The organism is Pseudomonas sp. RT4P38 (assembly GCF_054897765.1).
Genome location: NZ_CM142703.1, coordinates 1,454,069 through 1,480,350, shown reverse-complemented (window position 1 = coordinate 1,480,350; position 26,282 = coordinate 1,454,069). Strand labels below are relative to the sequence as shown.

Genomic DNA, 26,282 nt, shown 5'->3' with positions numbered 1-26,282 from the left:
GTACTCCACAGTGCTGAACACTATTGAGTCCGAACCCAAGGAAACCGTATGAGCCTGTCACTCCTGAGCCGCTACGCCTTCTTTGCCGTCTGTGTGATTTTCACCCTCGCCAGTCTGCCCTTTCTGGAACACGACTGGCTCTGGCCGATCACCGCTGTCACCGGCGTTCTCAGCCTCGTAGGCCTGTTTGATCTGCTGCAAAGCCCTCACGCCGTGCGCCGTAATTACCCGGTCCTCGGCAACATCCGCTACCTGGTAGAAGGCATTCGCCCGGAAATCCGCCAGTACCTGCTCGAATCCGACAGCGACGCCCTGCCCTTCTCCCGGGCCCAGCGTTCGCTGGTCTATTCGCGCGCCAAAAACGAAAGCGCCGACAAACCCTTCGGCACGTTGATCGACGTGTATCAGTCGGGTTTCGAATTCATCGGCCACTCCATGCGCCCGGCGCCGCTGAGCGACCCGAGCAGTTTCCGGGTGATGGTCGGCGGCCCGCAGTGCGCGCAACCGTACTCGGCGTCGGTGTTCAACATCTCGGCCATGAGTTTCGGCTCCCTTAGCGCCAACGCTATTCGGGCGCTGAACCAGGGCGCCAAACTCGGCAATTTCTCCCACGACACCGGCGAAGGCAGCATCAGCGCCTATCACCGAGAAAACGGTGGCGACCTGACCTGGGAACTCGGCAGCGGCTACTTCGGCTGCCGCACCGCCGACGGTCGCTTCGACCCGGAACGCTTCGCGGCACAAGCGCAGACGCCCCAAGTGCGGATGATCGAAATCAAGATGAGCCAGGGCGCCAAGCCCGGTCATGGCGGGATTCTGCCCAAGCACAAAGTCACCAAGGAAATCGCCGAAACCCGCGGCATCCTGATGGGCGAAGACTGCATCTCGCCATCACGGCACAGTGCGTTTTCCACACCGATCGAGCTGATGCACTTCATCGCGCAACTGCGTGAACTGTCCGGCGGCAAACCGGTGGGCTTCAAGTTTTGCCTCGGCCACCCGTGGGAATTCATGGGCATCGCCAAGGCCATGCTGGAAACCGGCATCCTCCCGGACTTCATCGTTGTCGATGGCAAGGAAGGCGGCACCGGTGCGGCGCCGGTGGAGTTCACCGACCACATTGGCGTACCGATGCGCGAAGGCTTGTTGTTCGTGCACAACACTCTGGTCGGCCTGAACCTGCGGGACAAGATCAAGCTCGGCGCCAGCGGCAAGATCGTCAGCGCCTTCGACATCGCCAGCGTGCTGGCCATCGGCGCCGACTGGGCCAACTCGGCACGTGGCTTCATGTTCGCCATCGGCTGCCTCCAGTCGCAAAGCTGCCACACCAACAAATGCCCGACCGGTGTCGCCACCCAGGACACCCTGCGCCAACGCGCACTGGTGGTTCCGGACAAGGCCCAACGCGTCTTCAACTTTCACCGCAATACACTCAAAGCTTTGGCGGAAATGCTCGCCGCTGCGGGACTGGAACATCCTTCGCAGCTATCAGCCAAACATTTGGTACGGCGCATGTCGGCGACCGAGATCAAACTGTTCTCGCAGTTGCATGTGCTCTTGAAACCGGGGGAATTGCTGACCGGTGAAGTGAATGGCGAGTTTTACTCGCGGATGTGGCAGATGGCTCGGGCGGATAGTTTTGAGCCGAACGAAGTCGCGGCGGCCTGAACCCCGCGACCCCTGTCATCACATTTCACCAGCGAAGCGCCTTGATCGGAGCCGGCTCTTTCATGACGATAAAACCGTAATCGCCCAGCAGATAAATCCGGTAGTACGGGTTCTCCACCACCGGTGGATAACCCTGATAACCCACCCGGGTCGCGTTACGTCGCTCCCTCTCCGCAACGACATTGGTGATGCCCACTTTCGGCAGGTTCTCGGCCAGCATGAAAAAGTCGATGTTCAGCAGATAGTGCAACACCGGCATCTGCTTGAACGAGCCCGTCGCCCCCAGCAGCCAGTGATCGGAATAGGTCACTGACATGTAAATTCGCTTGGCTTCGAGCAGCTGTCGATTCGACGCGATGTCGTGCTCAAGACTTAACAACGCGCTGGACGCGAAGGCTTTCTGCACCGTCAGCACCCGCCCATAGGCATACGACAGCGAAAGCATTGCCAACAGCGGAACCGCCAGCAACAGCGGCAGCCGTTCGTGGATTCGTGCCAGCGCCAGATGGTTCAAGTAGAACAACAGCACCAACAGGACCGCGAAGCCCATCAACGTCCTGGCCCCTTCATTGAAGTCCCGAAAAAACAGCGCAACACCCGACACCAGCAGCGTCACGACCGGCAATGTCAGTAAACATACCAAGCCGATCAGGATTTTCTTCAGCCCTGTGTCCTGACGTTCCCGCACGTTCAGCCCCAGCCGGACACTGCCGGCAATGGCACACAGCAGCAGTACGGCGAACACCCAGGTAAATCCGCCGTGAAACAGCAGCACGACTTTTTCCAGCACTCGGTCGATGTTGATTTGAAGTTGCAGCAGGGGCTGCGCCGTCCAGTTCAACAATAAGGTGCGATTTGCATTCATGAACGGATAAGCACTGACGCTGTAAATCAAGCAGCCCAGGATGGCCTGCGATATTTTCCAGCCGATCAGCCCGCACCATTGCGGCCAGGCCAACTTGTCGTTCGCGCTCCTGAGCACCTCCAGGCAACACAGGCCCAGAAACACATTGAGGCTCACCTGATAGAGCCCCAGCGCCAACGCAATCAGGAACGAGGGCACCAGCCACTGCAGAATGCGCGAAGGGTGACGGAAGGTGATCGCGTAGATGACCGCCACCAGGCTCAACGCCATGGCGGGCCCGTCGTATTGATAGGACAGGTTTTGCAGAAAGAACGGGTTGTACCAGAGCGGCAACAGCACCAGGCAGCAAGCAATCGTCGGTTGCGGGTAGTAATGAAACGTCAAGCTCGTCAACGCCGCGGCCATGGCCAGCGTGGTGATCAACAGCGGCAACGGAAAGATGTTCGGCGCGGCATCGCTGAAGGTGAGCAGGTTGTAGAACAGCTCGGTGAATAGCCGCCCCTGCCCCGCCCAGGCTGTACCGGCGGACAGGGATCGCCAGTTGTCATCGATGTACGGATAGTCCGCAAGGATGAGCGGAACGACATACACAAAGGTCGCCAACAGAAAAAACAGCCAGACCTGGCGACGCCCGAGTTCCTTGCTGAAAAAGTCGCTGAACCTGCCCATGCTAAAACCCGAGCCGGTCTTTGCCGCCGACGACGTCTTTGACGATGTAGCGCGGCCGATGCTTGGCTTCGATGTAGATTCGGCCGACGTACTCACCGAGGATGCCGATACCGATCAGCTGTACGCCGCCGAGAAACAAAATCGCGGTCATCAACGATGGGTAACCGGGGACGCTGTTACCGAACAAAACCTTGTCCAGCACCATGTACACCGCGTAGAGCACCGCGAAGATCGAAATACCGCCACCGACGTAAGTCCATAAACGCAACGGCACTGTACTGAACGAAGTCACGCCTTCCAGCGCCAGGTTCCAGAGCTTCCAGCCATTGAACTTGCTGGTGCCCGCCACTCGCCTGGCTCGCTCGTATTCCACGACCACGGTGGTGAACCCGGCCCACGACAGCACGCCTTTCATGAACAATTGGTGCTCGGGGAGCGCACGTATAACGTTGACCACCTTGCGATCCATCAGCCGGAAATCCCCGACGTTTTCTTCGATCCGGGTATAAGCGATACGGTTAAGCACACGGTAGAACAGCGACGCGCTGTGACGTTTCAGGTAACTATCGGCGGTACGATCCCGGCGCTTGGCGAGCACCACATCCGCGCCTTTTTGCCATTGGTCGATCAACCGCGGGATGACACTGATCGGATCCTGCAAATCCACATCCATGGGAATCACCGCATCGCCGGTGGCATATTCCAGGCCGGCGAACAACGCCGGTTCCTTGCCGAAGTTGCGCGAGAAGTTGATCAGCAATACCTGTTCATCGGCTTGCGCCAGGGCCTTGACCTCCTCAGCCGTACGGTCGGAACTACCATCGTTGATAAACACGATCTCGACCTCTGCCTGCTCAAGCCTCAACTCGCGACGCACTGCCTGATAAAACAGGCTGATCGCCTGTTCTTCATTGAATACCGGAACGATCAACGAGACTTTCATGCGTTACGCTCGCGAAAGACCACGTACTTTGAAAACAGAAAGCCAAGGACCAGGCTCAATGCCGAAAACAGGGTCACTGTCAGCAGGCCGTGAAGTCTCCACACGTCGCCGGCATGGCCGACGCCCAGGCTCAGCGCCCCCATGGCTCCCAAGAATAGAAGATAACCGCCGACCGACGCCTTGGCATCGAAGGTATAAAGCGCGTTCATGTAGAAGGAAAACGACGCGGCAACGCAGAAGGCAGCCAGGTTGCTGATAGCCTGACTGAAGCCGGCCCCCACGCTCAGCAGGAAAAAAATTTGCCAGTGGATCAGCGTGTTGGCGACCCCGACCACCGTGTAGCTGGAAAATCCTTTCCACAAGAGCCTCATGGTGACTCTCCCGTTTCACGTCATAAAACTTTGAACCTGTCTACTGTCAGAAATCACAGATCTGACGGCCTTTCAGACCAGCGGTTCTTGGTGACCAGCGGTTAAGGCCACCGCCATGCCAGGAGACATCCCGTAATATCCCGGTTTTGCAATTACCAGCGAATCACGCCACCCTGCGCGCCGCCAATGTGCAGCGCGCAACCTTTGGCGCCTTCGGCTACTCCTTATCTCAACATCCGTTCACGAGCCCGCCGTCATGACGTTTGAGCGCGATCACCGAATCGACTTTTTTCGCGGCCTGGCACTGATCTTCATTTTTTGGGATCACGTGCCTCACAACCCCCTTGGCCAAATCACCCTGCGTAACGTCGGTTTCAGCGATGCCGCAGAAATATTCGTGTTTCTCGCCGGCTACGCGGCCGTTCTGGCCTACGGCAAAATTCTTGCGCGCGATGGTTACCTGATCGCCTGCGTGAAGATTCTGCGGCGCGCCTGGGTGCTCTACGTGGTCCACATTTTCCTGCTGGCAATGCTGATGGGCATCGTGTTCTTCGCCAACAGCCATGTGGAAACCCGCGATCTGGTGGAGGAAATGGGCCTGCATCATTTCATCACCAACCCCCAGCAAGCGTTGACGGATGAGTTACTGCTGCGCTTCAAGCCAAACCTGATGGACCCACTGCCGCTGTACATTGTGCTGCTGGCGGGATTGCCGCTGGTCCTGCCGTTGCTGGTGCGCAAGCCGTGGGCGGTCGTAGCGGTGTCATTGGCGGTGTACCTGCTTGCACCGCGGTTTGGCTGGAACCTTGCGGCAATCAAGGACGGTGTGTGGTACTTCAACCCCGTCACCTGGCAACTGTTGTTTGTCCTCGGCGGCTTTGCGGCGGTTCACGGGCTGCGGCCACGGTTGCCCGACACTCGCCCGCTGTTGCGCCAGCCCTTGTTTGTCAGCGCGGCGGTGTACGTGGTGGTGACCGGCGTGATGACTGTCTCCTGGCGCTGGCCGGAAATACACGATGCCGTGATGCCAGCCAGCCTGAGCAACCTGCTGTACCCGATCAGCAAGACCGATCTGTCGCCGGTCCGGCTGCTGCACTTCCTGGCGCTGGCCTATGTCACCGCCAGGCTCTTGCCCGGCAACGGCTGGACGCAAAACTGGCTGGCGCAGCAATGCTGCCGCATGGGGCGCTACTCACTGGAAGTTTTCTGCCTCGGCGTGCTGCTGGCGCCCTTGGCGGACATGCTCAACGCTCTGACCGACGATGCGTTTGCCATGCAGGTTTTCACGGCGTTGGTGGGTGCCGGGGTGATGGCGTTGCTGGGGGCGTGGCTGGACTTCAATAAACGCCTGAATCGATCAGTGCAAACCGCGACAGCCTGAAATGCAAAAGCCCCGGCCAAAATGGACCGGGGCTTTTTTGTTTCAGGCGTTACGCCTTACGAAGCCGAATGCACCGCACCTTGCGACACATTGGTCGGTTGCAGCTTGAACACGTAGAACAACACCGTCAGCAATACCAGGAACGCAGGGCCTACATACAGCGCCACGCGGGTTTCCGGGAAGTAGGCCATCAGGCCGACCACCAGCACCAAAAACGCCAGCGCCAGGTACGAGCTGACCGGGTACAGCCACATCTTGTATTTCAGGCCGGCACGTTCGCTGGCGCTCAGGCCTTTGCGGAACTTGAGCTGGGCCAGCAGGATCATCACCCAGGTCCAGATCGCACCGAAGGTGGCAATCGCCGTCACCCAGACGAAGACTTTTTCAGGCACCAGGTAGTTGAGCAGCACACCCAGCAACAAGGCGCCGATCGACAGCAGCAAGGCGCGACGTGGCACGCCGTTGTTCGAGGTCTTGGCGAAGCCGGCCGGGGCCTGGCCATTCTGCGCCAGACTGTAGAGCATGCGACCGGTGCTGAAAATGCCGCCGTTGCAGGACGACAGTGCGGCAGTGATCACCACGAAGTTGATGATGCCGGCGGCGGTCTTGATGCCCAGACGCTCGAAGGTCATCACGAACGGACTGCCCTGAGTGCCGATTTCATTCCACGGGTAGATCGACAGAATCACGAACAGCGCGCCAACGTAGAACAACAGGATCCGCCAGAACACCGAGCCGATCGCATTGGGAATGGTCTTCTGCGGATTCTTCGCTTCACCGGCGGTCAGGCCGATCATTTCGACACCGAGGTAGGCGAACATCACCATTTGCAGGGACATCAACACGCCTTGCACGCCGTTGGGCATGAAGCCCCCGTGAGCCCAGAGATTGGAAATCCCCAGCGCCACGCCGTCGTTGCCGAAGCCGAACGCGATCACGCCGATGCCGCCGACCACCATCGCAATGATGGTGACGATCTTGATCAGGGCGAACCAGAACTCGAACTCACCGAAGGCTTTCACCGCGATCAAATTGATCGAGCCCATGCTGACCAATGCCGCCAGCGCCCAGATCCAGCGCGGCACATCGGGGAACCAGACGCCCATGTACACTGCCACCGCGGTGATTTCCGCAACGCAAGTCACCAGCCACAGGAACCAGTAGTTCCATCCGGTCAGGAAGCCCGCCAATGGGCCGAGATAGTCTTGAGCATAACGGCTGAAGGAGCCTGCGACGGGGTTGTGCACCGCCATCTCGCCGAGGGCGCGCATGATCACCAGGATCGCCAGACCGCCAATGATGTAGGAAAGCATGATTGCCGGGCCGGCCATCTCGATGGCCTTGGCCGAACCGAGGAACAGGCCGACGCCGATACAGGCACCGAGCGCCATCAGGCGAATATGCCGTTCGCCGAGTTCGCGTTTGAGCGGGCCGCCTTGAGCGGTCTCGCCGTGGGGCAGGTGATTGCCGACTGGCATAGGGGTACAACCTCATCTTGTTATTGGATATGACCACCGAGTAACAAAGCGCTGACTGGTAAGTCATTGCTTATGAGAAACCGGGCCTGCTTCGTGGGCAAACCCGTCTTGTAGGACAAAACCTGCAAGATCAGCGGGGCGTGCAGTATAAAAAGCTTCCTTCAGGGCTTTTCACTCTATAAACCACAACATTCAGCGAGAACTCTCGGGAAAAGCGCGGTTTACGGAGGGGCATTACCTGGCTTATGCAGGATTATTCGTCACTGAAACGGCGCGGAGTATTGCACGGTAATGGTGCGTCGTCATGCCCAGCCCCAGGCCTTTTTTATCGTTCGACGTGTCTAACTCAGCCATTTCAGCCCTTGCGATGTATGAGCTGTTGTGCTGAGAGGATTTATCCCCTCGCCACAAAAGCCTCATCGCTAAATCCTTCGCAAGAATCAGAAATTTCATTCAACAGTCTCAGCGTCGATACAGATCACTGCCTACTAGCCTGAAAGCGTCACTTAACTGTCTTGCAAGGAAGCAATGAATTCCCTATTCAACCTAACTCTCATCGTCTGCGCTTGGGCCGACATTCTGAAACCGGTCGTGCCTATCTCATCACCGCAGTAATCCATGATCGCCAATCCATTTTCTCTGACTGGCAATTAGGTCGCCTGCTTGTCGCAGAAATGCGACGGGTTCACGACTCCGGGCTGGTGAATTCAATCGCCTGGGTTGTCATGCCCGATCACTTTCATTGGCTGATGCAATTGCAAGACGGCAATTTAGGGAATGTCATCGGTGCCACCAAAGCACGATGCACCCAGGCAGTGAACAAAATGACCGGCCGAAGTGGCTCTTTGTGGCAATCCGGCTATCACGACCGAACCATTCGTGATGGCGAAGAGCTTCTGCCGTTCGCTCGTTACATCGTTGCAAACCCGTTGAGAGCAGGGCTCGTAGACAAAATCGGCAATTACCCCCTCTGGGATGTGTGCTGGCTGTAACGTCACTCCCCTTCTGTGGCGAGGGGATTTATCCCCGTTGGGTGGCGTAGCCGCCCCAAACCGGTCACCTGTGCCCATTCAGAAAGACCGCATTCACCAGACTGACGGCTGCTGCGCAACCGAACGGGGATAAATCCCCTCGCCACAGGTCAAAGTGGATCCACGATACTTGTGTGCTCACAATTTTTTCGCCATCGCCAACCACCGTCTAAGCTTCAGACAAGCCCGATCAATTTGCGTGAATGGATCAGTCGACTATGGGCGTTTTATGGCAAACCGATTCGAGTAAAAATGTGGTCCCGACTGAACGTGTGGATGAAGCGCCTTTACCTGAAAAACCTCGTCGTTCCCGGCACGGCTGGGGGGCTTTCTGGTTGTTGTTGCTGATTATTCTGATTGTCCTGGGTCTGGCTGCCGCCAAGGAAATGCGCACCTCGAAATTTCAATCCCGGGAAGTCAGCCAATTTGCCGCCTCCCTGACCTATGACATGCAACGCGGCCCCAGCGACGCCATTCGCTATCCGGGCGCCGGGCCTTTCGACCTGCGTCTGGGCTACAGTTCCCTGGATGAATTCCTGCCGCGCCTGATCAAGCGCGATTACGTTATTGCGTCACAAACCCGGTTCTCCCAAAAGCTGATGGACTACACCGACAAGGGCCTTTTCGTGCCCTACGCGGAGAAAATTCAGGCTGGACTGTCGATCACGGATTGCCGAGCGGCACCGCTCTACCAGTACAAATACCCACAACAACTTTATTCAAGCTTTGCGGCTATCCCTCCCGTGGTGGTCAACAGTTTGCTGTTCATCGAAAACCGCTTTCTGCTCGACCCGCGTCAGCCCCAGGCCAACCCTGCAGTGGATTGGCCACGGTTCGGCATGGCGGCATGGTCCCAGGTCGCCAAGTTGTTGCACCTGCCAGGCCAGTCGGCGGGCGGCAGTACCCTGGCCACGCAACTTGAGAAGTACCGGCATTCGCCCGATGGCCTGACCGTGTCGGGCGCGGAAAAAATCCGCCAGATGATTTCCGCCAGCGTGCGCGCCTATCAGGTTGGACCGCAGACCCTCGAAGCCCGGCAGAATGTGGTTCGCGATTACCTCAACAGCGTGCCCCTGTCGGCCGTACCGGGCCACGGTGAAGTGCATGGCATGGCCGAGGGTTTGCGCGTTTGGTACGGCGCCGATTTCAACAAGGCCAACGAACGGCTGGCCAGCAACGCGACAGATCCGAAAAGCATGTCGGAAAAAGGCCTGGCGCTTCGTGAAATGCTCTCGTTGATGATTGCCCAGCGCCGCCCTTCCCATTACCTGACCAAGGGTCACGAGGAGCTGGCCGGCCTCACCGACAGCCACATTCGCCTGCTGGCACAGAACGGCGTGATCGATGCGCCCCTCGCCGCAGCGGCATTGGCCAGCAAAGTGACCTATCGCGACTGGCAAACCCAGCCCACCATCCAGCCAATCGAAACCAACAAGGGCATCAGCGTGGCGCGCAGCCGCCTGGGCGGGTTGCTCAATCGACCGCTGTACGACCTCGATCGCCTCGATCTCTCGGCCACCAGCACGCTGCAAGGCGATCTGCAAACCCAGGCCACCGAATACCTCAAGCATTTGGCCGACCCGGTTTTTGCCACACAAATTGGCCTGATGGGCGAACGCCTGCTGACGCCCACCAGCACCACTCAAGTGCGCTACAGCTTCACCCTGTTCGAACTGACCCCGGACGGCTCGCGGGTGCGAGTACAGACCGACAGCACCGATCAGCCGTTCGATATCAATGAAGGCAGCAAGCTGGAACTGGGCTCCACCGCGAAAATGCGCGTGCTGACGACCTATCTGCAAATCATCGCCGAGCTGCACGAAAAGTACGCTGAGATGACCGTACCGGAATTGAAGAAAGTCGACGTCCCGGATCAGGATCGCCTGAGCCGCTGGGCCGTCGATTACCTGATCCAGAATAAAGACCACAACCTGCCGGCAATGCTTGGTGCCGCGCTGGACCGCAAATACTCCGCCAGCCCCGGCGAAGCCTTTTTTACCGGCGGTGGATTACACACATTCGTGAACTTCCGCAAAGAAGACAACGGCCGTTTACCCACTCTGCGCGATGCGATACGTGAGTCGATCAACCTCCCATTCATTCGGCTGATGCGTGATCTGGTGCGCTACACCACCTACTCCGGCCCCAACAGCAGTGCCGAATTGCTCAAGGACGACCGCGACCCTCGGCGTCAGGAATACCTGGCCTCGTTCGCCGACCGCGAGGGCACGTCGTTCTTGCTGAAGTTCTGGAAGAGGTACAAAAACAAGGACACCCAGGCACGGCTCGAAACCTTCCTCGACAGCATGCGCCCGACGCCGATTCGCATGGCCGCCGTGCATCGTTATCTGTTGCCACAGGCCAGTCAGGAAAGCTTCAACACCTTCGTGCGTTCACACCTCAAAGGCGCCAAGCTCACTGAAAAACTCACGGACGAACGTCTCGAACGGCTCTACGAAAATTACAGCCCCGGCGCCTACGACTTGCCGGATCAAGGCTTCATCGCCAAAGTTCACCCACTGGATCTGTGGCTGATGGGCTACCTGCTGAACAACCCGGATGCCAAGTGGAGCCAGATCGTCAAAGCCAGCCACTTCGAACGTCAGGAAGTCTACAGTTGGTTGTTCAAAAGCCGTCACAAAGGTGCACGCGACAGCCGCATTCGCACCATGCTGGAGATCGAAGCGTTCCTCGACATTCACCAGCGCTGGCAAAAAGTCGGCTATCCGTTCGACCACCTGGTGCCGTCGCTGGCCACCGCCATTGGCAGCTCCGGCGACCGTCCGGCGGCATTGGCGGAACTGATCGGCACCATTCTCAATGACGGCGTGCGCATGCCGACCCTGCGTATCGACAGCCTGCACTTCGCGGCGAACACGCCGTACGAAACCAAACTGATCAACGACCCGGACGTCGGTAAACGGGTGATGCCTTCCGAGGTCGCCACGGCCATGCGCGAAGCCTTGTCGCAAGTGGTGGATGCCGGTACGGCCAAACGTGTTTCTGGCAGTTTCATAACGCCGGATGGCAAACCGTTGGCCATGGGCGGCAAAACCGGGACCGGGGATAACCGCATTGAAGCCATCGGTTCGGGCGGACGGATTCTCAGCTCGAAATCGATCAACCGGACAGCAACTTTCGTGTTCTTCATCGGCGATAGCCATTTCGGCACCTTGACCGCGTTCGTGCCGGGGCGCACGGCGGAGGCCTTCAAGTTCACTTCGGCGTTGCCGGTCCAGGTGCTCAAGGGCATGGCGCCGATTCTGACGCCGTATCTGCAACCGGGTACTCATACGCAATGCCTGCCGGTCGAGGTAGCTCGCCGCGGATAAAAAAAGGGCGGTAATTAATTATTTTCGGCATTGATAATTCCAATGCGTTGCAAAGACGAACGCTTATAAAACAGCGGCAATTCAGGCTTTTAGTTTGAGCCGAGGGCGTTAGGCTGATGCCTCCTATCAATGCCCAAGGTTTAACAACAGCATGCCTGACTTACAAGGAAGTACGTCTGAACTGTCGGCCGACAATAAAGGTCGTCATTATGCGTTCATCGAGAGCCGAATTCACTCCACATTCAAGAACGCTCCGTTGCGAAGCGTCAGAGAACTGGCCCTAACGAAAACAACGCCTGCACCATGGATCAAGACAGCCACGGACCGCGATCACGCGCACTTGCAAAATGCCAACCTCGAACTCTGGTCCTCTCGCAACAAGATCGACCATTTCCTCGACAAGTTGCAAAACGTTTACCAGTTCGCCGAGCCGTTGCTTACCGACGCGCTGAAGAAACAATTCGGTGTTGAGGTCGATGTAAGAACTACTTACTTGTATCTTTATTTACCCAAAAAAAATCCTTGGTACATCATCGATTCGAACGACGGGTTCGTCACGCGAACCGTATCGCTGCTCGATGCCGCGCTGCACAACTTCGCCCGAAACGAAAATTGTGAACCGGACTCGGAATTCATCAGCCAGCCCGATTCCCGTGGGCACTTCGCGGTGTTACCGATCAAACGCAAGATGTCTATCCCCGGGTTTCAGAATTTGTGCCGCGAACTGGACATCGGCGCGCACTACAGCCAATACCTGGAAGAACAGCTGCGGCCCAAGGATGGCGTTGCGCAGTATGTGTTGCAGCGCTGGATCACTGATACCGAAAAAGCGGCTTTCAAGGCGGCAGCTCAACAGGCGGTGATGACCGGAGATATCGACTTCGGCGCCCGCGTCCTGATCCTCAGCATGCTCGACGGCCAGCGCAAGCTGCTGCGCAACGGCAGGGCGATGCAATTCGCTGAACTGTACATTCTGGACAGCCGGCTGACAGGCATCGTGCTGATCGCCCCGGATCTGGAGCAGCATCGCGGTGTCGTGCCAGTCATCGCTTACGTGCCGCAAGACCCGGAGCACCCGCTCAAGGAATACCCCTCGACCAGCGCTTTCATGAGCGAACTGGCCAGGCAACTGCGTGACAATGCCGTCATCTCTTCCACCGGTATGAGCTATCGCCAGTACTTCAGCCGGTTCGTCGATCAAACGCAACGGGGGCATTTTTTCGGCGAACTGCAACAACGCCTGTTCGATGTGAAATGGCATTACAGAACTGCGCTGGACCCGCTTCCGAACTGGCGCGAAATCCCGAAAACCGCTGTCAATCTGCAATTCAGCGTAACGCCGATCAGAGGCGATCTTTATGAACACCTGTACCAGGCAAAACTGAACAAACTTCTCAACGACGCCCAACACATTGCCGTGTCAACTGCAGATACCGACCGCAATGCACGTTGGGCGTGGTGGGACAACTTCAAGAAAATAGTCTCGGACATCTTCAATGTGGCGTTGTTGGTCGCCACACCGTTCGTCCCCGGCGTGGGGGAATTGATGATGGTCTACACCGCGTATCAGATCACCAGCGACGTTATCGAAGGCATTGTCGACCTGGCCGAAGGACTGCGGATTGAAGCCGCCGAGCATGTCGTCGGCGTGGTCACGGACATCATTCAATTGGCCCTGTTCGCCGCAGGCGCGAAGCTCGGAGAGATTGCCAAGCTGAAACTGTCGCCGTTAGTCGAAGGCATGAAACCGGTGAAACTGCCCAATGGTGAGCCACGGCTGTGGCATCCCGATCTTAAAGCTTACGAACTATCACGTCTGACCTTGGCGACCGATTCCAGACCCGACAAACTCGGCCTGCATGCCCACGAAGGGCAATCAATTCTGCCGCTGGATGACAAACATTTCGCCGTGCACAAAGATGCACAAACCGGCGACTACCGCATCACCCATCCGCAACGCCCGTATGCCTATAGGCCCGAGTTGCAACACAACAGCCTCGGCGCCTGGACCCACGAAGCGGAGAACCCGCGGACCTGGGAAAGACCGACACTGATGCGGCGTCTGGGCCACAGTGTCGATGCTTTCAACGACACTGAGCTGGAAAACTCGCGCATCGTCAGCGGCATTGAAGACGGCGCATTGCGCAAGATGTACATCGACCACACGGCCCCACCGCCGCTTCTGGAAGACAGCATTGAACGCCTGGAAATCCAGCGGCTGATCGGCGAAACCATTCAACGGATTCGAACAGGTCAGGCGCTCGATCCCTCCTCCTACTGGTTCGAGCCGATGGCGACTTACCTGGATGGCTGGCCTGCGGACAAAGCAATCAAGGTTAATGCTGATCTGACAGGGCCTTTGCGCCAGTACGGCAATGCCACCGCAACCGGCGAGCAAACCCTGTCCACCAGCCTTTCTCACATCTTGAGCGAGCAGTTCGCGCAAAGCCTGGTCGACTTTCTCGATGCCCCGCAGATCGAGGCTTTGCTCGGTGGGACATTCGCCAAACCCGAACAGGTGCAAGCACTGCGCAATCGCCTGGCTGATGAAGCACAACGCCGTCATGCAGATGTCTTCAATTATTTGTATCAAGACGCACAGGTCACCGCCGATCCTCACGTTCGGCTGATTCGCGAAGTCTTTCCCGAGTTGCCTACCCGTGCGGTAACAACCCTGCTGAGCAATGCCGAGGGTGCTGACCTCGAGCGCATGGCCCAGGAGCATTGGCTGCCGTTGAGCATCAAGAGCCGCGCCCGTGAAGCCGCTTTCGAGGCACGAACGAACCATGCCTACGCCGGGTTCGAGGACGCCGTGCAGTGGGTTCCGGAAACGGAAAACCTGATTTTGAACGCGCTGAGACTGCATTCCGATACCTTCCATGAGCTACGGATCGAAGTGCGTGATGCCTCAGACATCGGGCCGCTGCGGTGCAGTGTCGGTTCCCAGGAAGCGTCGACGGTCCGCGTGTTGATCCGGGATGAAAGGGGCCGGTATGAAATAAGGGATGGCGACAATCGCCCACTCAGTCAAGCGCAGGACTTTTACGAAGCGGTACTCCAGGCCTTGCCCGCGGACAAACAGGCGCACTTGGGCTACCGGCCAGGCCAGGGCAATTTTTTGAAGCAATGGGTAATGGCCAAGACCGATACCCCCGTCGAACGCCGTACCGCGCTGGCCGAGCCGCCGATCCGCACGCACCCTGTATTCGAAGACATGCTGTTACTGCGCGGCCCGACCTTGTCCAGATCGGCGACCACGCTCACAGAACGGGTCGAGGATTTGTATCCGCATTTCAACCAGCGCGAGACCCGCACCTTTGTCCGCTCCCTTGGATCGGAAGAACAAGGGCATCAGACACTGACACGACTGGAACGCGAGCTGGATGACCTCAAGGTGCTGCTCAATCAGTGGCGATTCCAGCAACCTGAAGGCTGGGGGCCGGGTAGCCAGTCCTTTCGCGACAAGGGCGGACTGCACATTTCCGATCGACTGATCGAGTGTTTCCAGCGACAGGCGACGGTCTTCGGCGAGCGCAGTATCACTGCCGAGGGCGGGTATGCGCTGGACCTGTCGGTGGAGCTGCTTCCCGTCAGCCTTGAGCGGTGGTGGAAAAAGCTGCCGAATCTCAAACCGTACCTCGATCAGATCGACACCCTGAATCTGGACCGTACACGTTTTTCCGCAAAGGCTTCCGGCCTGCTCAAGGACTTCCCGCATCTACGGCAGCTGAGTGCCAGGGCCTGTGAGTTGAAACAACTGCCCGAAGGCATCGGCCAGATGCACTTCCTTCGAACCCTGCGCCTGATCGACAACCAGATCACGTTGACCGCAGCGGATGTCGAGCGCCTGAAGAATCTGACCCGCATGGAAACCATCAGGCTCGATGACAATCCGCCGTTGGGCCTGCTTCCGAACGTTGAACGCATGCCCAGGCTGAAAGTGCTGTGCTTGAGCAACACGGGCGCCACCACATGGCCCCAGGGCGTCCTCGGGCTCGGGCCATTCAACAAGCCTCGGCCCCGGGGTTTTTTTCTGGATCTGCAGCAAAACCCGATCAGTGAAATCCCGAACGTGGTGCCGGGCTCCCACGATGCCTTGATCGTGGCGCGTACCCGCCTGTACCCATGGGATCTCTCTGACACCAATAAGGTTATGTTCCAGGAATATCGGCGCTCAGTCGGCCTTGCGCCCGAGCAAGCCTATGCCCAGGGGGCCCTGGACGCGATCGCCCAATGGCCCATGAAGGACGACTCCGAATGGTGGAGCAAGGAAGTCTCCGGGCTTGGCACTTTCAGGGAAGAAGCCTGGCACGATCTGATTAGCGAGCCTGGGTCGGAGGGCTTTTTTAAGCTGATCCAGAAACAAACACTCGGCGCCGATTACCGGGCCGGCGGTGAAAGGCGCGACCAGCTCAGCAGTCGGGTCTGGCGGATGATCGAGGCCATTGACCTGGACACCGGGTTGCGCAAGGACCTGTTTGAAATGGCGACCGCACCCACCACCTGCGCCGATGCCGGTGCGCAGGTGTTCAACCACATGGGCATCAAGGTGCTGGTGTCCGAAGCCTATGCCTTTTCGACGTCGACCGAGGACCTTGAAAACAGCTTGGCCACCCTGGCAAAAGGCGCCGCTCGCCTCGCACGGGTAGAAGACATCGCACGCGCAGATTTCGCCAGTCGCGAAGGCAATCCTGATGAAGTGGAGGTATTTCTCGCCTATGAAACCGGCCTCGCCCAACGCCTCGGTTTACCCTGGCAGTCGGAGTCGATGTTGTTCCGCCCGATAGCGGGCGTCAGCGGCAAAACCCTCGATACGGCCTTCGACACGGTGATGTCGATGGAAGTCGGCGATGGCTTGATCAATGACATGATCGAGCTGCCGTTCTGGGAAAAATACCTGCGTGATACGTATCCGAACGAGTTCACACGCAACATCCGGCTGTACGAACAGAAGACAGAACTGCTGGATCAACTGCGCGAAAGCCAACAGGCCTGGGTCAGCGCCAAGGGAGGGTCGACAGCGCACCGGCAAAACCTCAAACGGCACCTTCAAGACCTGGCCAGGCAACTGGATATCGCCGACAGTAGCGTGCTCGTCGATCAAGCGATGGCCGATGAGGTTTATGGCCAATTGCTGAACGACATTGGCTATCAGGAAAAGGAGCTGAGCAGGCGACTGACGCGCGAGGCACTGCAAAAGTCCTCGTCATAACGTTCAACCGCAAACTCCCCTGATGCCTGTGCATCAGGGGTACCCGTTGATGCGGACATTCATGTGCCCGGTGTTTTGGCGTTGAACATCAACAGAACGTTGCCACTGTAATCGCCCGGCCGATAACCCATCCACGGTTTCAGCGGAATGATCTCGAGTAAAACGCGAACACCGGTCGCCGCATCCTCTTGCGACACGACATCCTGCGGAGCAGCGTCGGGTAGCAAAATCACGCCATTGAATATGACCCGTAAATTAAGGTTTTCGCCTGGCCTGCCGTTGGACAGATAGGCCCAGTCTTCCAGGCGCGCCTGGATGGCGCTGGATGCATGCCGCACATCAAAATACTTGCGCACGGTGCTCAGTTCCGAAGTGACTGGGTTCCAATCCAGGCGCTGCAGCTGATGTATCCAGCCGGGTTCCGTCGGCATGATGTAAAACGAGCGGTTCGGGACTTCCAGAAACAGCTGAAAGGTGTGCTGCTCCCGAGCTGCCCACGCTACGGAATCCATCAGCCCGGCAATTGCCGTCAACGCGAAGAACGCGCATTGCTTGATCATATCGATTACCTGCCCTCTGCTTCGCAAAAAGTCGTCATCGGCTCACGATGGTGAGATTTTTCTTCGCACCGCCCTCGATCAGAGCGAAGCGATATTCACGGCCCTTTTCCTTATCGAAGGAGAACGTCTTGCCGGCCAGTACATGATGCTTGGTGGTCGGACCGCAATCGGTTTCCTTGGTCACTGAGCAGCTTTTGAATTCATCGACGATCACCACTGTGTTGCCGTTGTTGCGCAGTTCATAGCGACTGTCGGTATCGTTCACGGCGGTCGCGAATCGGGCGTCCTTGGGCCGCACGAAAAAAATCGTGCCGAACCCGGTCATCAGGTTAACCCCGGCCGACAAGCTCTTTTTGTAGTCATCGCGCTCCTCCTGGGTTCCCACAAAGTCATCTTCCTTTTCCGGCACCACCGGCACGAAACGCACCCGAAAGTAACGTTCGCGATTGCGTTCGCCCATGTACAACAGCCGAGATCCCTGCATGCCCTGGGCCGGCACGATCAGCCGTGCCGGGCTGGCCATCACGCCGTTGCGCGAGGCGCCATCGGCGGCGGTTTCGACCGGCACCTCGCGGGTTGTGCCATCGGCGTCATAGATGATTTCCAGCACATTGATCTTGACGAAAGCGGTGGCGTCACCGCTATTGAACACCCGTTTCAGGTAAGTACTTTTGTCCGCATCCAGGTAGTCATACACCGTCCCGACATTGATCTGCGGCCCGGCCTGCGCAATGCTGCAAAACAAACTGAGCGCCCACAGTAAAAACACACGATTCATCGTTTTCGATCCTCTAAAAATTAATGCGTCCGCACTGAAAAACTCAGACTTCCGAGTCCCAGATGATGGTGATGTCGGTGGAAAGCGAGGCGCTCGTGCCGGGTTCCAGCAACCGCTGGATCGAATCGCTGGGGATTGCGAAGTGCAGCATCCCGATCTGGCGATTCACGTACTGTCCCGGTTGGAATATCCCGCTCCAGACGTTGTGTTGCAGCAAATAGCGGTTCACCGGATAGCCGCCGTTGGTAATCCCGGCCGGCAACGTCATGCGGGTGGTCACATCGGCGGTTTTGCCCCCTCCACTCATCTGGCAGCGGTCGCCGCCCGACGAGCTGGCGCACTGCATCATGACCTTGAAGCGCGACGAGGCTGAGATGTAGAACATCTGATCACGGAAAATGCTGGTGGGCTTGCGACCACCGTCTATCCACTGCTGCCAGCCGCCCGCCGGTTCCAGCGAGACCTTGTTGCCGCCCGGCGGCAGGTCGACTTTCAGGGTGTGTTGAACGTCGAGTACGAAGTCCAGGGTCAGGGCAGCGTCATCCGGGTACATCAAGGACCCGAACATGAAATCCGCTTGAGGGCCGAGGGTGTAGGTCAACGACCCGGTGTACAGCCCGGTCGACATACCCAGCGGATTGGGTGTGCGCAATTCATAGGCGATATCCATGGTGTTCATTGAAATGGCGGGAATGTGGAACTGCGTGGTTTTCGTACACAGCTCTTCTTGCGGCGCTTTCCAGAAAAACCGGAACTGGTCAGCGGTGTAGGCCCCCACGCCGCTGTACTGGCATGGCGGCGACGCATAAACCCATGCACCTTCCTTCCACAACTGCTCATGACCTTTAAGCGCGGTGGTTTCCCCGGTCAACTCGGCGGCAGGGTGACTGAGAACATACTGGGAGCCCAGGCCGATGATGCGTACCTCGACGGTTTCCTGTTCCTGAGTTTGCGCATTGGTGACGGTCAGCTTTCGCCAGTTGGCCGGCGCCCGCAACTGGAGAATTTCACCCCGATTCATGGCGCGCTGGGAATTGAACCGGACCGGGATCTGAATGCTGAACATGCCATTATCAGTGCACTGCGCTGGATAAAGCGCGCAATACCCGGTGTTCGGTGTTTTGTTGATGAACACATTTTTGTTCGGCTGCCCCGGATCCGGCTGAAACAACGCCGTGATTTCCTGACTCGCTGCCAGCGCCGAGGGGGCGCTCAGCGCCGCCAACAGCCCCAGGCACCACAAATACTTTTGCATCATTTGATTCCGCCTATTGATTGCCTGGCCGCTCACGGCGCCTCGGCACTGAAAATCAGCTGGACCGTTGCGTAATAGCTTCCCGGCTGGAAACCGCCGACGGGCGCCATGGGCTGGATCTCCAGCGCAAAACGTCCACCCATCATTGCCTCGGTAGCCGACACCACTTGGCGCGGCGAAAACTGATGACTGAGCACCCGGCCGTTGAAACTGACCTGCAAAGGGATGTTCTGCTCGTCATTGCCGTTGGACAGATACGCCTCGCTTTCCAGCCGGGCACCAATGGCGCTGGTGTCGTGCTTGACGTCGAAATTCTTGCGTAATCCGCCCAGGGTTTTGGTGCTCAGATTCCACGGCAATATTTGATCGCGGTGAATCCAGTCTGGCTCGCTGGGTATTACATAAAAACTCGGGGCGGGGATCTCCACCAAGACTTCGAAGGCATGTTCTTCGCGCATCGCGAACGCCGATGCACTCATCAGCATCAGGACGCCCGCGCCCAAGGCGAGGGCTATTTGCCTGGTCATTTCTGGTTCCTCCATACGCTGGCCATCAGACTTCCGAATCCCAAACCACCACCACGAACCCCGAATAACGCTTGGGCGCCGTGGGGCTGAAAATCGGCTCGAACGCCTCAAGTTCGAAGTGCAACTGGCCCGGCTTGCGGTCCACAAAGTGGCTGGCCTGGAGCATGGCGGGGCTTGCGACAGTGCTCAGCTCTCGACGCTGGACCGGGTTGCCGTGCTCATCGGTCACCCCATGCGGCATGGTCACGCTGACCTTTAACGGAGCAAAGATAAGGCTGCCTGCATCACTTACACCGCAGCCGGTTCCCAGCGTGAATGAACACTCCAGGTACATCTTGAAGCGAGACGAGGCGGATATATTGAAGGTCTGGTCGCGGAACAATCGCACCGGCTTGCGTCCGCTCTGCAGCCAGCTTTGCCAGCCCCCGGGGGGTGCAAGCAGAACCTTGTTGCCGCCCGGGGGAATTTCTACTTTCAGGGTGTGTTGCACATCCAGCACAAAGTCCAGCGTCAGCACATCGTCATCCGGCTGCATATTGGGCCCGAAGTCGAAATCCCCAGGCCAACCAATGGAGTAGGACAACTTGCCGGTATACGTCCCGGAGGACATGCTCAGAGGATTGGGCGTGCGCAACTCATAGGCAAAATCGAACTTGTTGAAGTACATGGCTGGAATGTTGAAGGCAGCCACCTTGATACAGGCCTCCTGCACGGGCGTCTTCCAGAAAAACCGATAACTTCTTGGGCCATAGCTCGCTACACCGCTGTACTGACACGGGGATGGGGGGTAAACCCAGCCATTGCTGGTCCACAGCTTGTCATGAGCGGTGGTTATCACCGGTTCTCCGGTCAGATTGGTGACGGAATCGCTCAGGAAAAACTCGGAACCAATGCCGGTGATGCGTACATCAACAACCTCTGTTTCCTGAGTTTCGGTGTTTGTCACCGTCAGCTGTCGCCAGTTGGCCGGTACCTTTAACGCGATAGCGTAACCGGGAAAAATGAGGCGCTTGGAATCGAAACGCACAGGTATCTGAATACTGAACATGTTGTATTGAGCACACTGCGCTGGGTAAGTCGCGCAGTAGCCACTGTTCGGGGTTTGGTTTGTGAAAACGTTTTTGCTCGGCTGCGATGGATCAGGCGCGAATGACGCCTTGATCTCCTGATTGAAGGCCGCTGCCGAAGGCACTGCCAGCGCCAGGCACAGCCCCAGCAAATTAATGGATTGTTTCATCTCAACCCGCCTTCTGTTCAGTGGTCGTGACGTCGGCCAAAGTGTCCGGAGTGCAGCGCAGGTCCCCGATCATCAACACGTTGTTTTCACTGCGGTGACGGCTCGCATCAAGGCGGAACTGGCAGAGCAGTTGATTACCCTGGCGCACTTCCAGCGTTGGCGAGCCGGCGTTCATTTCCATCGAGAAGAAGCCGTCTACTTCCGTCACCCCGCGACTGGCGTGGTTGATCACGTGGTGGCCCTTGAGCGGCTTCCCTTGCGAGTCGACCAGTCGACCGAGCACGGTCAGGGTTTTCATCACGCGGATCTTGCGGTACTCCACGCCGCCCTTGTTCAAGTGGTAACGGGTGCGCGCCGGTTCGATCGTAGCGGCCGGCACGTGGTTGCCTTCAAAGTCGAAACTCACCGAGCTGTTCTGGTAGGCGGTGATCGGGATGAAATTGCGCCCCGGCCGCAATGCCGCGCTGCCGCCGCTGTAATCGTCGGCGCGCAGGGCGATGTCATCGATGTCCGATTCCACGTCGACAATCAGCCCGGCGCCGCGCATTTCATGCTGGCTGGTCAACACCATTTTCTCGCCACCCATGACCAGAGTGCTGTCCACGTTCAGGCCTCCGGTGAAGTTGCCGTTGTAGGACGAACGCTGGATAAAACCGTCGCCGTTGATGGCGTCGGTGCGCAAGCTGGCCAGGCTGGTCATGCCCAAGCCATAGGTGTCGGTGAGCGCTGTCACCGAGACGTTCTGCAGCACGTGATCCTTCAAATCCTTGCGCCAGCCGATGGAGGCGTTGTTGTCGCGGCCGCCGTCGCGGTCGGTGCGCGAGCCGATGCTGCCGGTAATCTGCTCACCCGGCGTGCCCAGCGCGAGGTTGATGCTCAGATCGACGCCGCGATTGCGCGCATCGCCACTGCTGAAACTGCCCGGCCGATCGAACAACGACAAGCGCCAGTTGGCATCGCTGCCGAACAGCACGGTGCGCTGGTTCCAGCCCAGGTCCAGGCCGACGCCCTCGGTGTTGCCCTCGCTGTGGGAAACCCGGGCATTGATTGAGGCTTTGCTGGTGATCCGATGATTGAGCGCCAGCGATGAGTTGCTGGTCGCGCCGACGAAGACATTGCGTTGCCGTACTCGCGTGCCGTCCGGCAGGGTGTCGTAAATATTGGTGGTGTCGAGCCAGCTGCGGTTGTGGCTGACGACCAGGCTGCCGGTGCCATAGTTGTAGAGGCTTTGCAGGTCCAGGCCGGTGCCATGATCCTGGGTCTGGTAAACGTTGGCGTACAGACTGATCTGGTTGGCCAGCGTCCAGTCGATGGACGTGCCGAACTGCATTTTTTCGCGGATCTGCCGCGCCGACGCGCCGACAATCACCCGCGGGTGCATCAGGTAATTGACCGAAGCCCCCGTCGTCGCACTGCCGCTGGCCTGTTGATCCCAGTTGCTGAGCAGTTTGCTTTCTTCACCGGCAAACAGGTTGTAGCGCCAACGCTCGTCGAGGTTGCGCCAGTTGTTGGGCTTGTACACCAACTCGCGGGTGGTCGACGTGATCTGGCCGTCCTCGATCAAGCGCACTTCCACTTCATAGATCCCGCCCGCCAGCGGCCGGGTGTCGAGCGTCTGCAAACCGGCGGGCACTGACTGAGTGTTGATCAGCAGGCCATCGCGATAGATCTCCACCGAGCCTTGGCGATTGGCGGTGACATAGATCGGATAAACGCTGGGCATCGGCGTGTTGATCGCCAGGCTGTCGGAGCTGCCGTACATGACGCCGACAGCCGTATCGGGACTGGTGCCAAACGTACGCGGTTGGCGGGTCAGCCCTTCGGAATTGGGGGTGAAATAGCCCAAGCGCAGGAAACTGCCTTGCAGCTCGCGCTGGGTGTAAAGCTCGTGCACCGCGTGGTAAAGCTTGTCATCCGGGCCACCGAGGCGGGCCATTTGCATGTTGAACGTCTGGCTCCAGTTCCCCAGGCTGCCACTGGCTTCAAGCCCGAAGCGTCCGCCCAGGTCCTGTTCCTGACCTCCATTGAGATTGAGCTGGTTGCGCACCATCAGGCCGCTGCTGCCGCCCTCGGGTTGCTCGAAATAACGCTTGGCCTCCACGTCGCGCTCAGCGTTTTCGGTGAGGATCGAAACCAGCGAGTTTTCCAGGTTGTAGTGCACGGCCAGCACCTGATCGGGGCAAGAACCGGTGCACCTGCCCAACGGCACGCCGGGTTTGAGATAACCGGCCCACTTTTCCCGCTCGGTCGGGCCGTAACGGTTTTCGCTGGTGTCGGTGAATTCAAGCAGGGTGATGCGATCATCACGGGACAACACCACCATGGCTTCCCCTAGAGGCTGTTGATCGATTTCGACCCGTACAGCCAGAGGCACATCAAAAAAATGCTCCTCGAAATCCGCTGGCAAACCCTTGGCCTGCGCCAACAGACTTCGCGGGGTCGTACCGGCGGAAACAGGAGCCGCCACTGCGCTGGCACAAAACAACAGCGCAAGCGCGGCCGCGATGGGTGTCATCGGGAACATGAACTCGTACTCTGATTACGAACAAGTTGAAGTCCGGCGGACAAGCCGTACAGGTTGTCCGCCGGGTAACGCTACCTGTAGAAGTTAGCGCTTAGTGCCTGATCGTTCGATCAAGGGGTCACAGCATCGAAGATCATTGCCACGGCACCGGTGTAATCGCCCGGCTCGAAGGTAGTACCCAACGCCTTGATATTGAGTGGTGCGCGGAAGTTCACGTCGGATTCGGCCTCACCCACGACCATTTGCGGTGTCGTGGTCAGGACCTTGTTGTTGAACGAGACTTGCAGATCAATCGCTGTGGCACCAGCAATCAGCTTCGGCAGACTTTCCAGGCTGGCGTGAACCGAGCCGTTGTTGTTGCGCACGTCGAAGAAGCCGTTGACTTCGCCCATCTTGCCGGTGCTCGGCAGATAGCTCATATCCTGGTCCTTGTTGACCAGGTCAGGGTCGGTCGGCACCACGTAGAAGCCGTTGGTCGGTACGTGGGCGATGAGGCTGATGGAGTGACGAGCTTCGCCCGCGCCGAAAGCCATGGAAGAACCCAATGCCAGAACAGCCAATGGAGCAGCAATAGCGAATTTCTTGAACATCGTTCAGTACCTGTTTTCTAGAAGAGGATCGGTTCATTAAAAGTTCAAACAACGCGTACCGGTGAGGGGTTGTATTGATTTGGACTTTCAACGCCGGGGCATGATCGACTGTTCGTTCTGGAATGTAAGCAGGCAACTTCCTATGAGCACGTAGTTCAAGAACCTCATGACCGGAAAGAAAAAATAGTGAAAAATTCAAATATAAAACAGTAGCTGTAAGTTCCGCCCTACATACAGTTTCAGCTAAAAAACCATACAGCAATTCCAACTAGCGATCAGGGGACTTTGACGTTTTTTAGAATATAAACTCAATTAAAAATAGAGCAATGACTTTAATTTATCGAGCAGTCTTCCTATGAAAAGAATTTGCTTGGCGCATCCGGAAATCTCATCGTTCAAAGGAACCGCCACTCGTCGACTGAAAGACGAGACCCAAAAAAAGGCCTTGCTCACGCCTTAAGATATATCTTAAGTTGTATCTAAACACGACAGAGGTCAGAAAAATGAGAGACCATCATTCCCCCCACCGCGAGCACGGTGACGGTCGCGACGGCTTCGAGAAACGCCCCGGCCGGGAACGCGGCGGTCGCGGCCCTCGTGTCTTCGCCCCTGGCGATCTGAAATTGCTGTTGCTGGCGCTGATCGCCGAGCAGCCGTGCCACGGCTATGACCTGATCCGCCAGATCGAAAGCATGTTCGACGGCGCCTACAGCCCCAGCCCCGGCGTGATCTACCCGACCCTGACCTTTCTTGAAGAAAGCGAAATGATTCGGGGCGACGCCGAGGGCGGGAAAAAACGCTACAGCATCACCGACGCCGGACGTCTGTCGTTGACCGATCAGGCCATTGCGCTGGACGGCGTGCGAATGCGCATCGAGGTCAGCAAGCGCTCATTGCGTGGCCATGATCGTCCAGCCGAGATCCACGAGGCTGTGCACAACTTGCGTCACGCCTTGCAGATGCATCACGGCCGCTGGAGCCCGGAAGAAATCCTGCGGGTGCGCGACCTGCTCAACAACACCGCCAAAGCCATCGTCGATGGCCCTGTCGTTCACCCCGTTCAGGAGCAAGCCGAATGACTGAAGTGATCGTGCAATCCATTCACCGTGTCATGCATGAAATCAAACGCCGTCGTCTGGAAGTGTTGCGGGTGGTCGATCTGTCTCCGCGCATGCGCCGCATCACGCTGGGCGGTCCTGAACTGGCCGGCTTCGTCAGCCTCGGTACGGACGACCACGTCAAACTCCTTTTCCCACAAAACGCGGCGGAACAAGCAGCCTTGGAAACCCTGGTGCTCGGTGCCGGTAAAGACAACGGCCCGATGCCGGCGATGCGTGACTACACGCCGCGCCGTTACGACCTGAACACGCTGGAACTGGACATCGACTTCGTACTGCACGGCGACGGCCCTGCCTCGACGTGGGCAGAGCAGGCCAAGCCCGGCCAGTTCCTGCACATCGGCGGGCCACGCGGCTCGATGATCGTGCCGGACATGTTCGACAGCTACTTGCTGATCGGCGACGAAACCGCCCTGCCCGCCATCGCCCGTCGTCTCGAAGGCCTTGCCGCGAATCGTCGTGCACTGGTGATTGTTGAAGTGGAAAACGGCGCCGAGCAGCAACGTCTGGAAAGCGCCGCGCAGGTCAATGTGATCTGGGTACTGCGCGAGGGTGGCAAGGACAACCTGCTGACGACGGTGAAGCAGTTGCAAGTGCCCAACGGCAATGTGTACGCGTGGGTAGCGACCGAGAGCAAAGTGTCGCGGCAGATACGCCGGGTGTTGCTGGATGAGCATGGGCTTAACGAGCAGTTCGTCAAAGCCGTCGGCTATTGGCGGCTGGATGACAGCGACGAGGATTGA

19 protein-coding genes are annotated in these 26,282 nt (G+C 58.0%); 7 read left to right on the top strand and 12 right to left on the bottom strand.

The window, feature by feature from the left end; genetic code table 11:
* Positions 1-48 precede the first annotated feature (48 nt).
* Complete coding sequence (locus ACYZT7_RS06785; RefSeq protein ID WP_462040432.1) at positions 49-1,668, top strand: FMN-binding glutamate synthase family protein; 1,620 nt, start codon at positions 49-51, stop codon at positions 1,666-1,668.
* Positions 1,669-1,693: 25 nt separating this feature from the next.
* Here the strand turns inward: ACYZT7_RS06785 and ACYZT7_RS06780 are convergent, their stop codons facing one another.
* From ACYZT7_RS06780 to ACYZT7_RS06770, 3 genes are read right to left on the bottom strand one after another with little or no spacing between them, the layout of a single operon-like run.
* Positions 1,694-3,202 (bottom strand): glucosyltransferase domain-containing protein, encoded by a 1,509-nt coding sequence (locus ACYZT7_RS06780; protein ID WP_462040431.1) that lies wholly within the window; start codon positions 3,200-3,202, stop codon positions 1,694-1,696.
* 1 nt (position 3,203) lies between these two features.
* Complete coding sequence (locus ACYZT7_RS06775; RefSeq protein ID WP_462040430.1) at positions 3,204-4,145, bottom strand: glycosyltransferase family 2 protein; 942 nt, start codon at positions 4,143-4,145, stop codon at positions 3,204-3,206.
* Positions 4,142-4,516, bottom strand: a complete 375-nt coding sequence (locus ACYZT7_RS06770) for a GtrA family protein (RefSeq protein WP_462040429.1) — start codon at positions 4,514-4,516, stop codon at positions 4,142-4,144. Before ACYZT7_RS06770 ends, ACYZT7_RS06775 begins: the two co-directional genes overlap by 4 nt.
* Before the next feature lie 256 nt (positions 4,517-4,772).
* Between ACYZT7_RS06770 and ACYZT7_RS06765 the strand changes: the two genes are divergently transcribed.
* Entirely contained in the window at positions 4,773-5,897 is a 1,125-nt protein-coding gene (locus ACYZT7_RS06765) for an OpgC family protein (RefSeq protein WP_462040428.1), read from the top strand.
* A 56-nt stretch (positions 5,898-5,953) separates the two neighbouring features.
* Here ACYZT7_RS06765 and ACYZT7_RS06760 read toward each other — a convergent pair whose 3' ends face one another.
* Together ACYZT7_RS06760 and ACYZT7_RS06755 are read right to left on the bottom strand one after the other, a co-directional pair.
* Positions 5,954-7,375 (bottom strand): amino acid permease, encoded by a 1,422-nt coding sequence (locus tag ACYZT7_RS06760; protein ID WP_462040427.1) that lies wholly within the window; start codon positions 7,373-7,375, stop codon positions 5,954-5,956.
* 243 nt (positions 7,376-7,618) lie between these two features.
* The gene (locus ACYZT7_RS06755) at positions 7,619-7,828 is read right to left on the bottom strand and encodes a hypothetical protein (RefSeq protein WP_462040426.1); all 210 of its coding nucleotides are present in this window, start codon (positions 7,826-7,828) and stop codon (positions 7,619-7,621) included.
* A 62-nt stretch (positions 7,829-7,890) separates the two neighbouring features.
* On the opposite strand from ACYZT7_RS06755, the gene ACYZT7_RS06750 reads away from it, so the two are divergent.
* The 3 genes from ACYZT7_RS06750 (at position 7,891) to ACYZT7_RS06740 (ending at position 16,950) form a co-directional block, all read left to right on the top strand.
* Positions 7,891-8,367, top strand: coding sequence for an REP-associated tyrosine transposase (locus ACYZT7_RS06750; RefSeq protein WP_462040425.1), 477 nt, complete (start codon positions 7,891-7,893; stop codon positions 8,365-8,367).
* 257 nt (positions 8,368-8,624) lie between these two features.
* Positions 8,625-11,738 carry a transglycosylase domain-containing protein gene (locus ACYZT7_RS06745; RefSeq protein ID WP_462040424.1) on the top strand — a complete coding sequence of 1,038 codons (3,114 nt, stop codon included), beginning with the start codon at positions 8,625-8,627 and terminating at the stop codon, positions 11,736-11,738.
* A gap of 151 nt (positions 11,739-11,889) precedes the next feature.
* Positions 11,890-16,950 (top strand): NEL-type E3 ubiquitin ligase domain-containing protein, encoded by a 5,061-nt coding sequence (locus ACYZT7_RS06740; RefSeq protein ID WP_462040423.1) that lies wholly within the window; start codon positions 11,890-11,892, stop codon positions 16,948-16,950.
* 59 nt (positions 16,951-17,009) lie between these two features.
* On the opposite strand, the gene ACYZT7_RS06735 is transcribed toward ACYZT7_RS06740, so the two are convergent.
* The 7 genes from ACYZT7_RS06735 to ACYZT7_RS06705 all read right to left on the bottom strand — a co-directional run bounded on the left by ACYZT7_RS06735 (position 17,010) and on the right by ACYZT7_RS06705 (position 24,421).
* Entirely contained in the window at positions 17,010-17,510 is a 501-nt protein-coding gene (locus ACYZT7_RS06735) for a CS1 type fimbrial major subunit (protein ID WP_462040422.1), read from the bottom strand.
* 34 nt (positions 17,511-17,544) lie between these two features.
* A complete protein-coding gene (locus ACYZT7_RS06730) occupies positions 17,545-18,288 on the bottom strand; it encodes a molecular chaperone (protein WP_462040421.1) in 744 nt (247 codons plus the stop codon).
* Between the two features lie 43 nt (positions 18,289-18,331).
* Positions 18,332-19,543 (bottom strand): hypothetical protein, encoded by a 1,212-nt coding sequence (locus tag ACYZT7_RS06725; protein ID WP_462040420.1) that lies wholly within the window; start codon positions 19,541-19,543, stop codon positions 18,332-18,334.
* Positions 19,544-19,575: 32 nt separating this feature from the next.
* Positions 19,576-20,070, bottom strand: a complete 495-nt coding sequence (locus ACYZT7_RS06720) for a CS1 type fimbrial major subunit (RefSeq protein ID WP_462040419.1) — start codon at positions 20,068-20,070, stop codon at positions 19,576-19,578.
* A gap of 25 nt (positions 20,071-20,095) precedes the next feature.
* Complete coding sequence (locus ACYZT7_RS06715; protein WP_462040418.1) at positions 20,096-21,307, bottom strand: hypothetical protein; 1,212 nt, start codon at positions 21,305-21,307, stop codon at positions 20,096-20,098.
* A gap of 1 nt (position 21,308) precedes the next feature.
* The gene (locus tag ACYZT7_RS06710) at positions 21,309-23,831 is read right to left on the bottom strand and encodes a CS1-pili formation C-terminal domain-containing protein (RefSeq protein WP_462040417.1); all 2,523 of its coding nucleotides are present in this window, start codon (positions 23,829-23,831) and stop codon (positions 21,309-21,311) included.
* Positions 23,832-23,941: 110 nt separating this feature from the next.
* A complete protein-coding gene (locus tag ACYZT7_RS06705) occupies positions 23,942-24,421 on the bottom strand; it encodes a CS1 type fimbrial major subunit (RefSeq protein ID WP_462040416.1) in 480 nt (159 codons plus the stop codon).
* A 503-nt stretch (positions 24,422-24,924) separates the two neighbouring features.
* Here ACYZT7_RS06705 and ACYZT7_RS06700 point away from each other — a divergent pair.
* On the top strand, positions 24,925-25,500 hold the full coding sequence (locus ACYZT7_RS06700) for a PadR family transcriptional regulator (RefSeq protein WP_462040415.1): 576 nt from the start codon (positions 24,925-24,927) through the stop codon (positions 25,498-25,500).
* Entirely contained in the window at positions 25,497-26,282 is a 786-nt protein-coding gene (locus ACYZT7_RS06695; protein ID WP_462040414.1) for a siderophore-interacting protein, read from the top strand. Before ACYZT7_RS06700 ends, ACYZT7_RS06695 begins: the two co-directional genes overlap by 4 nt.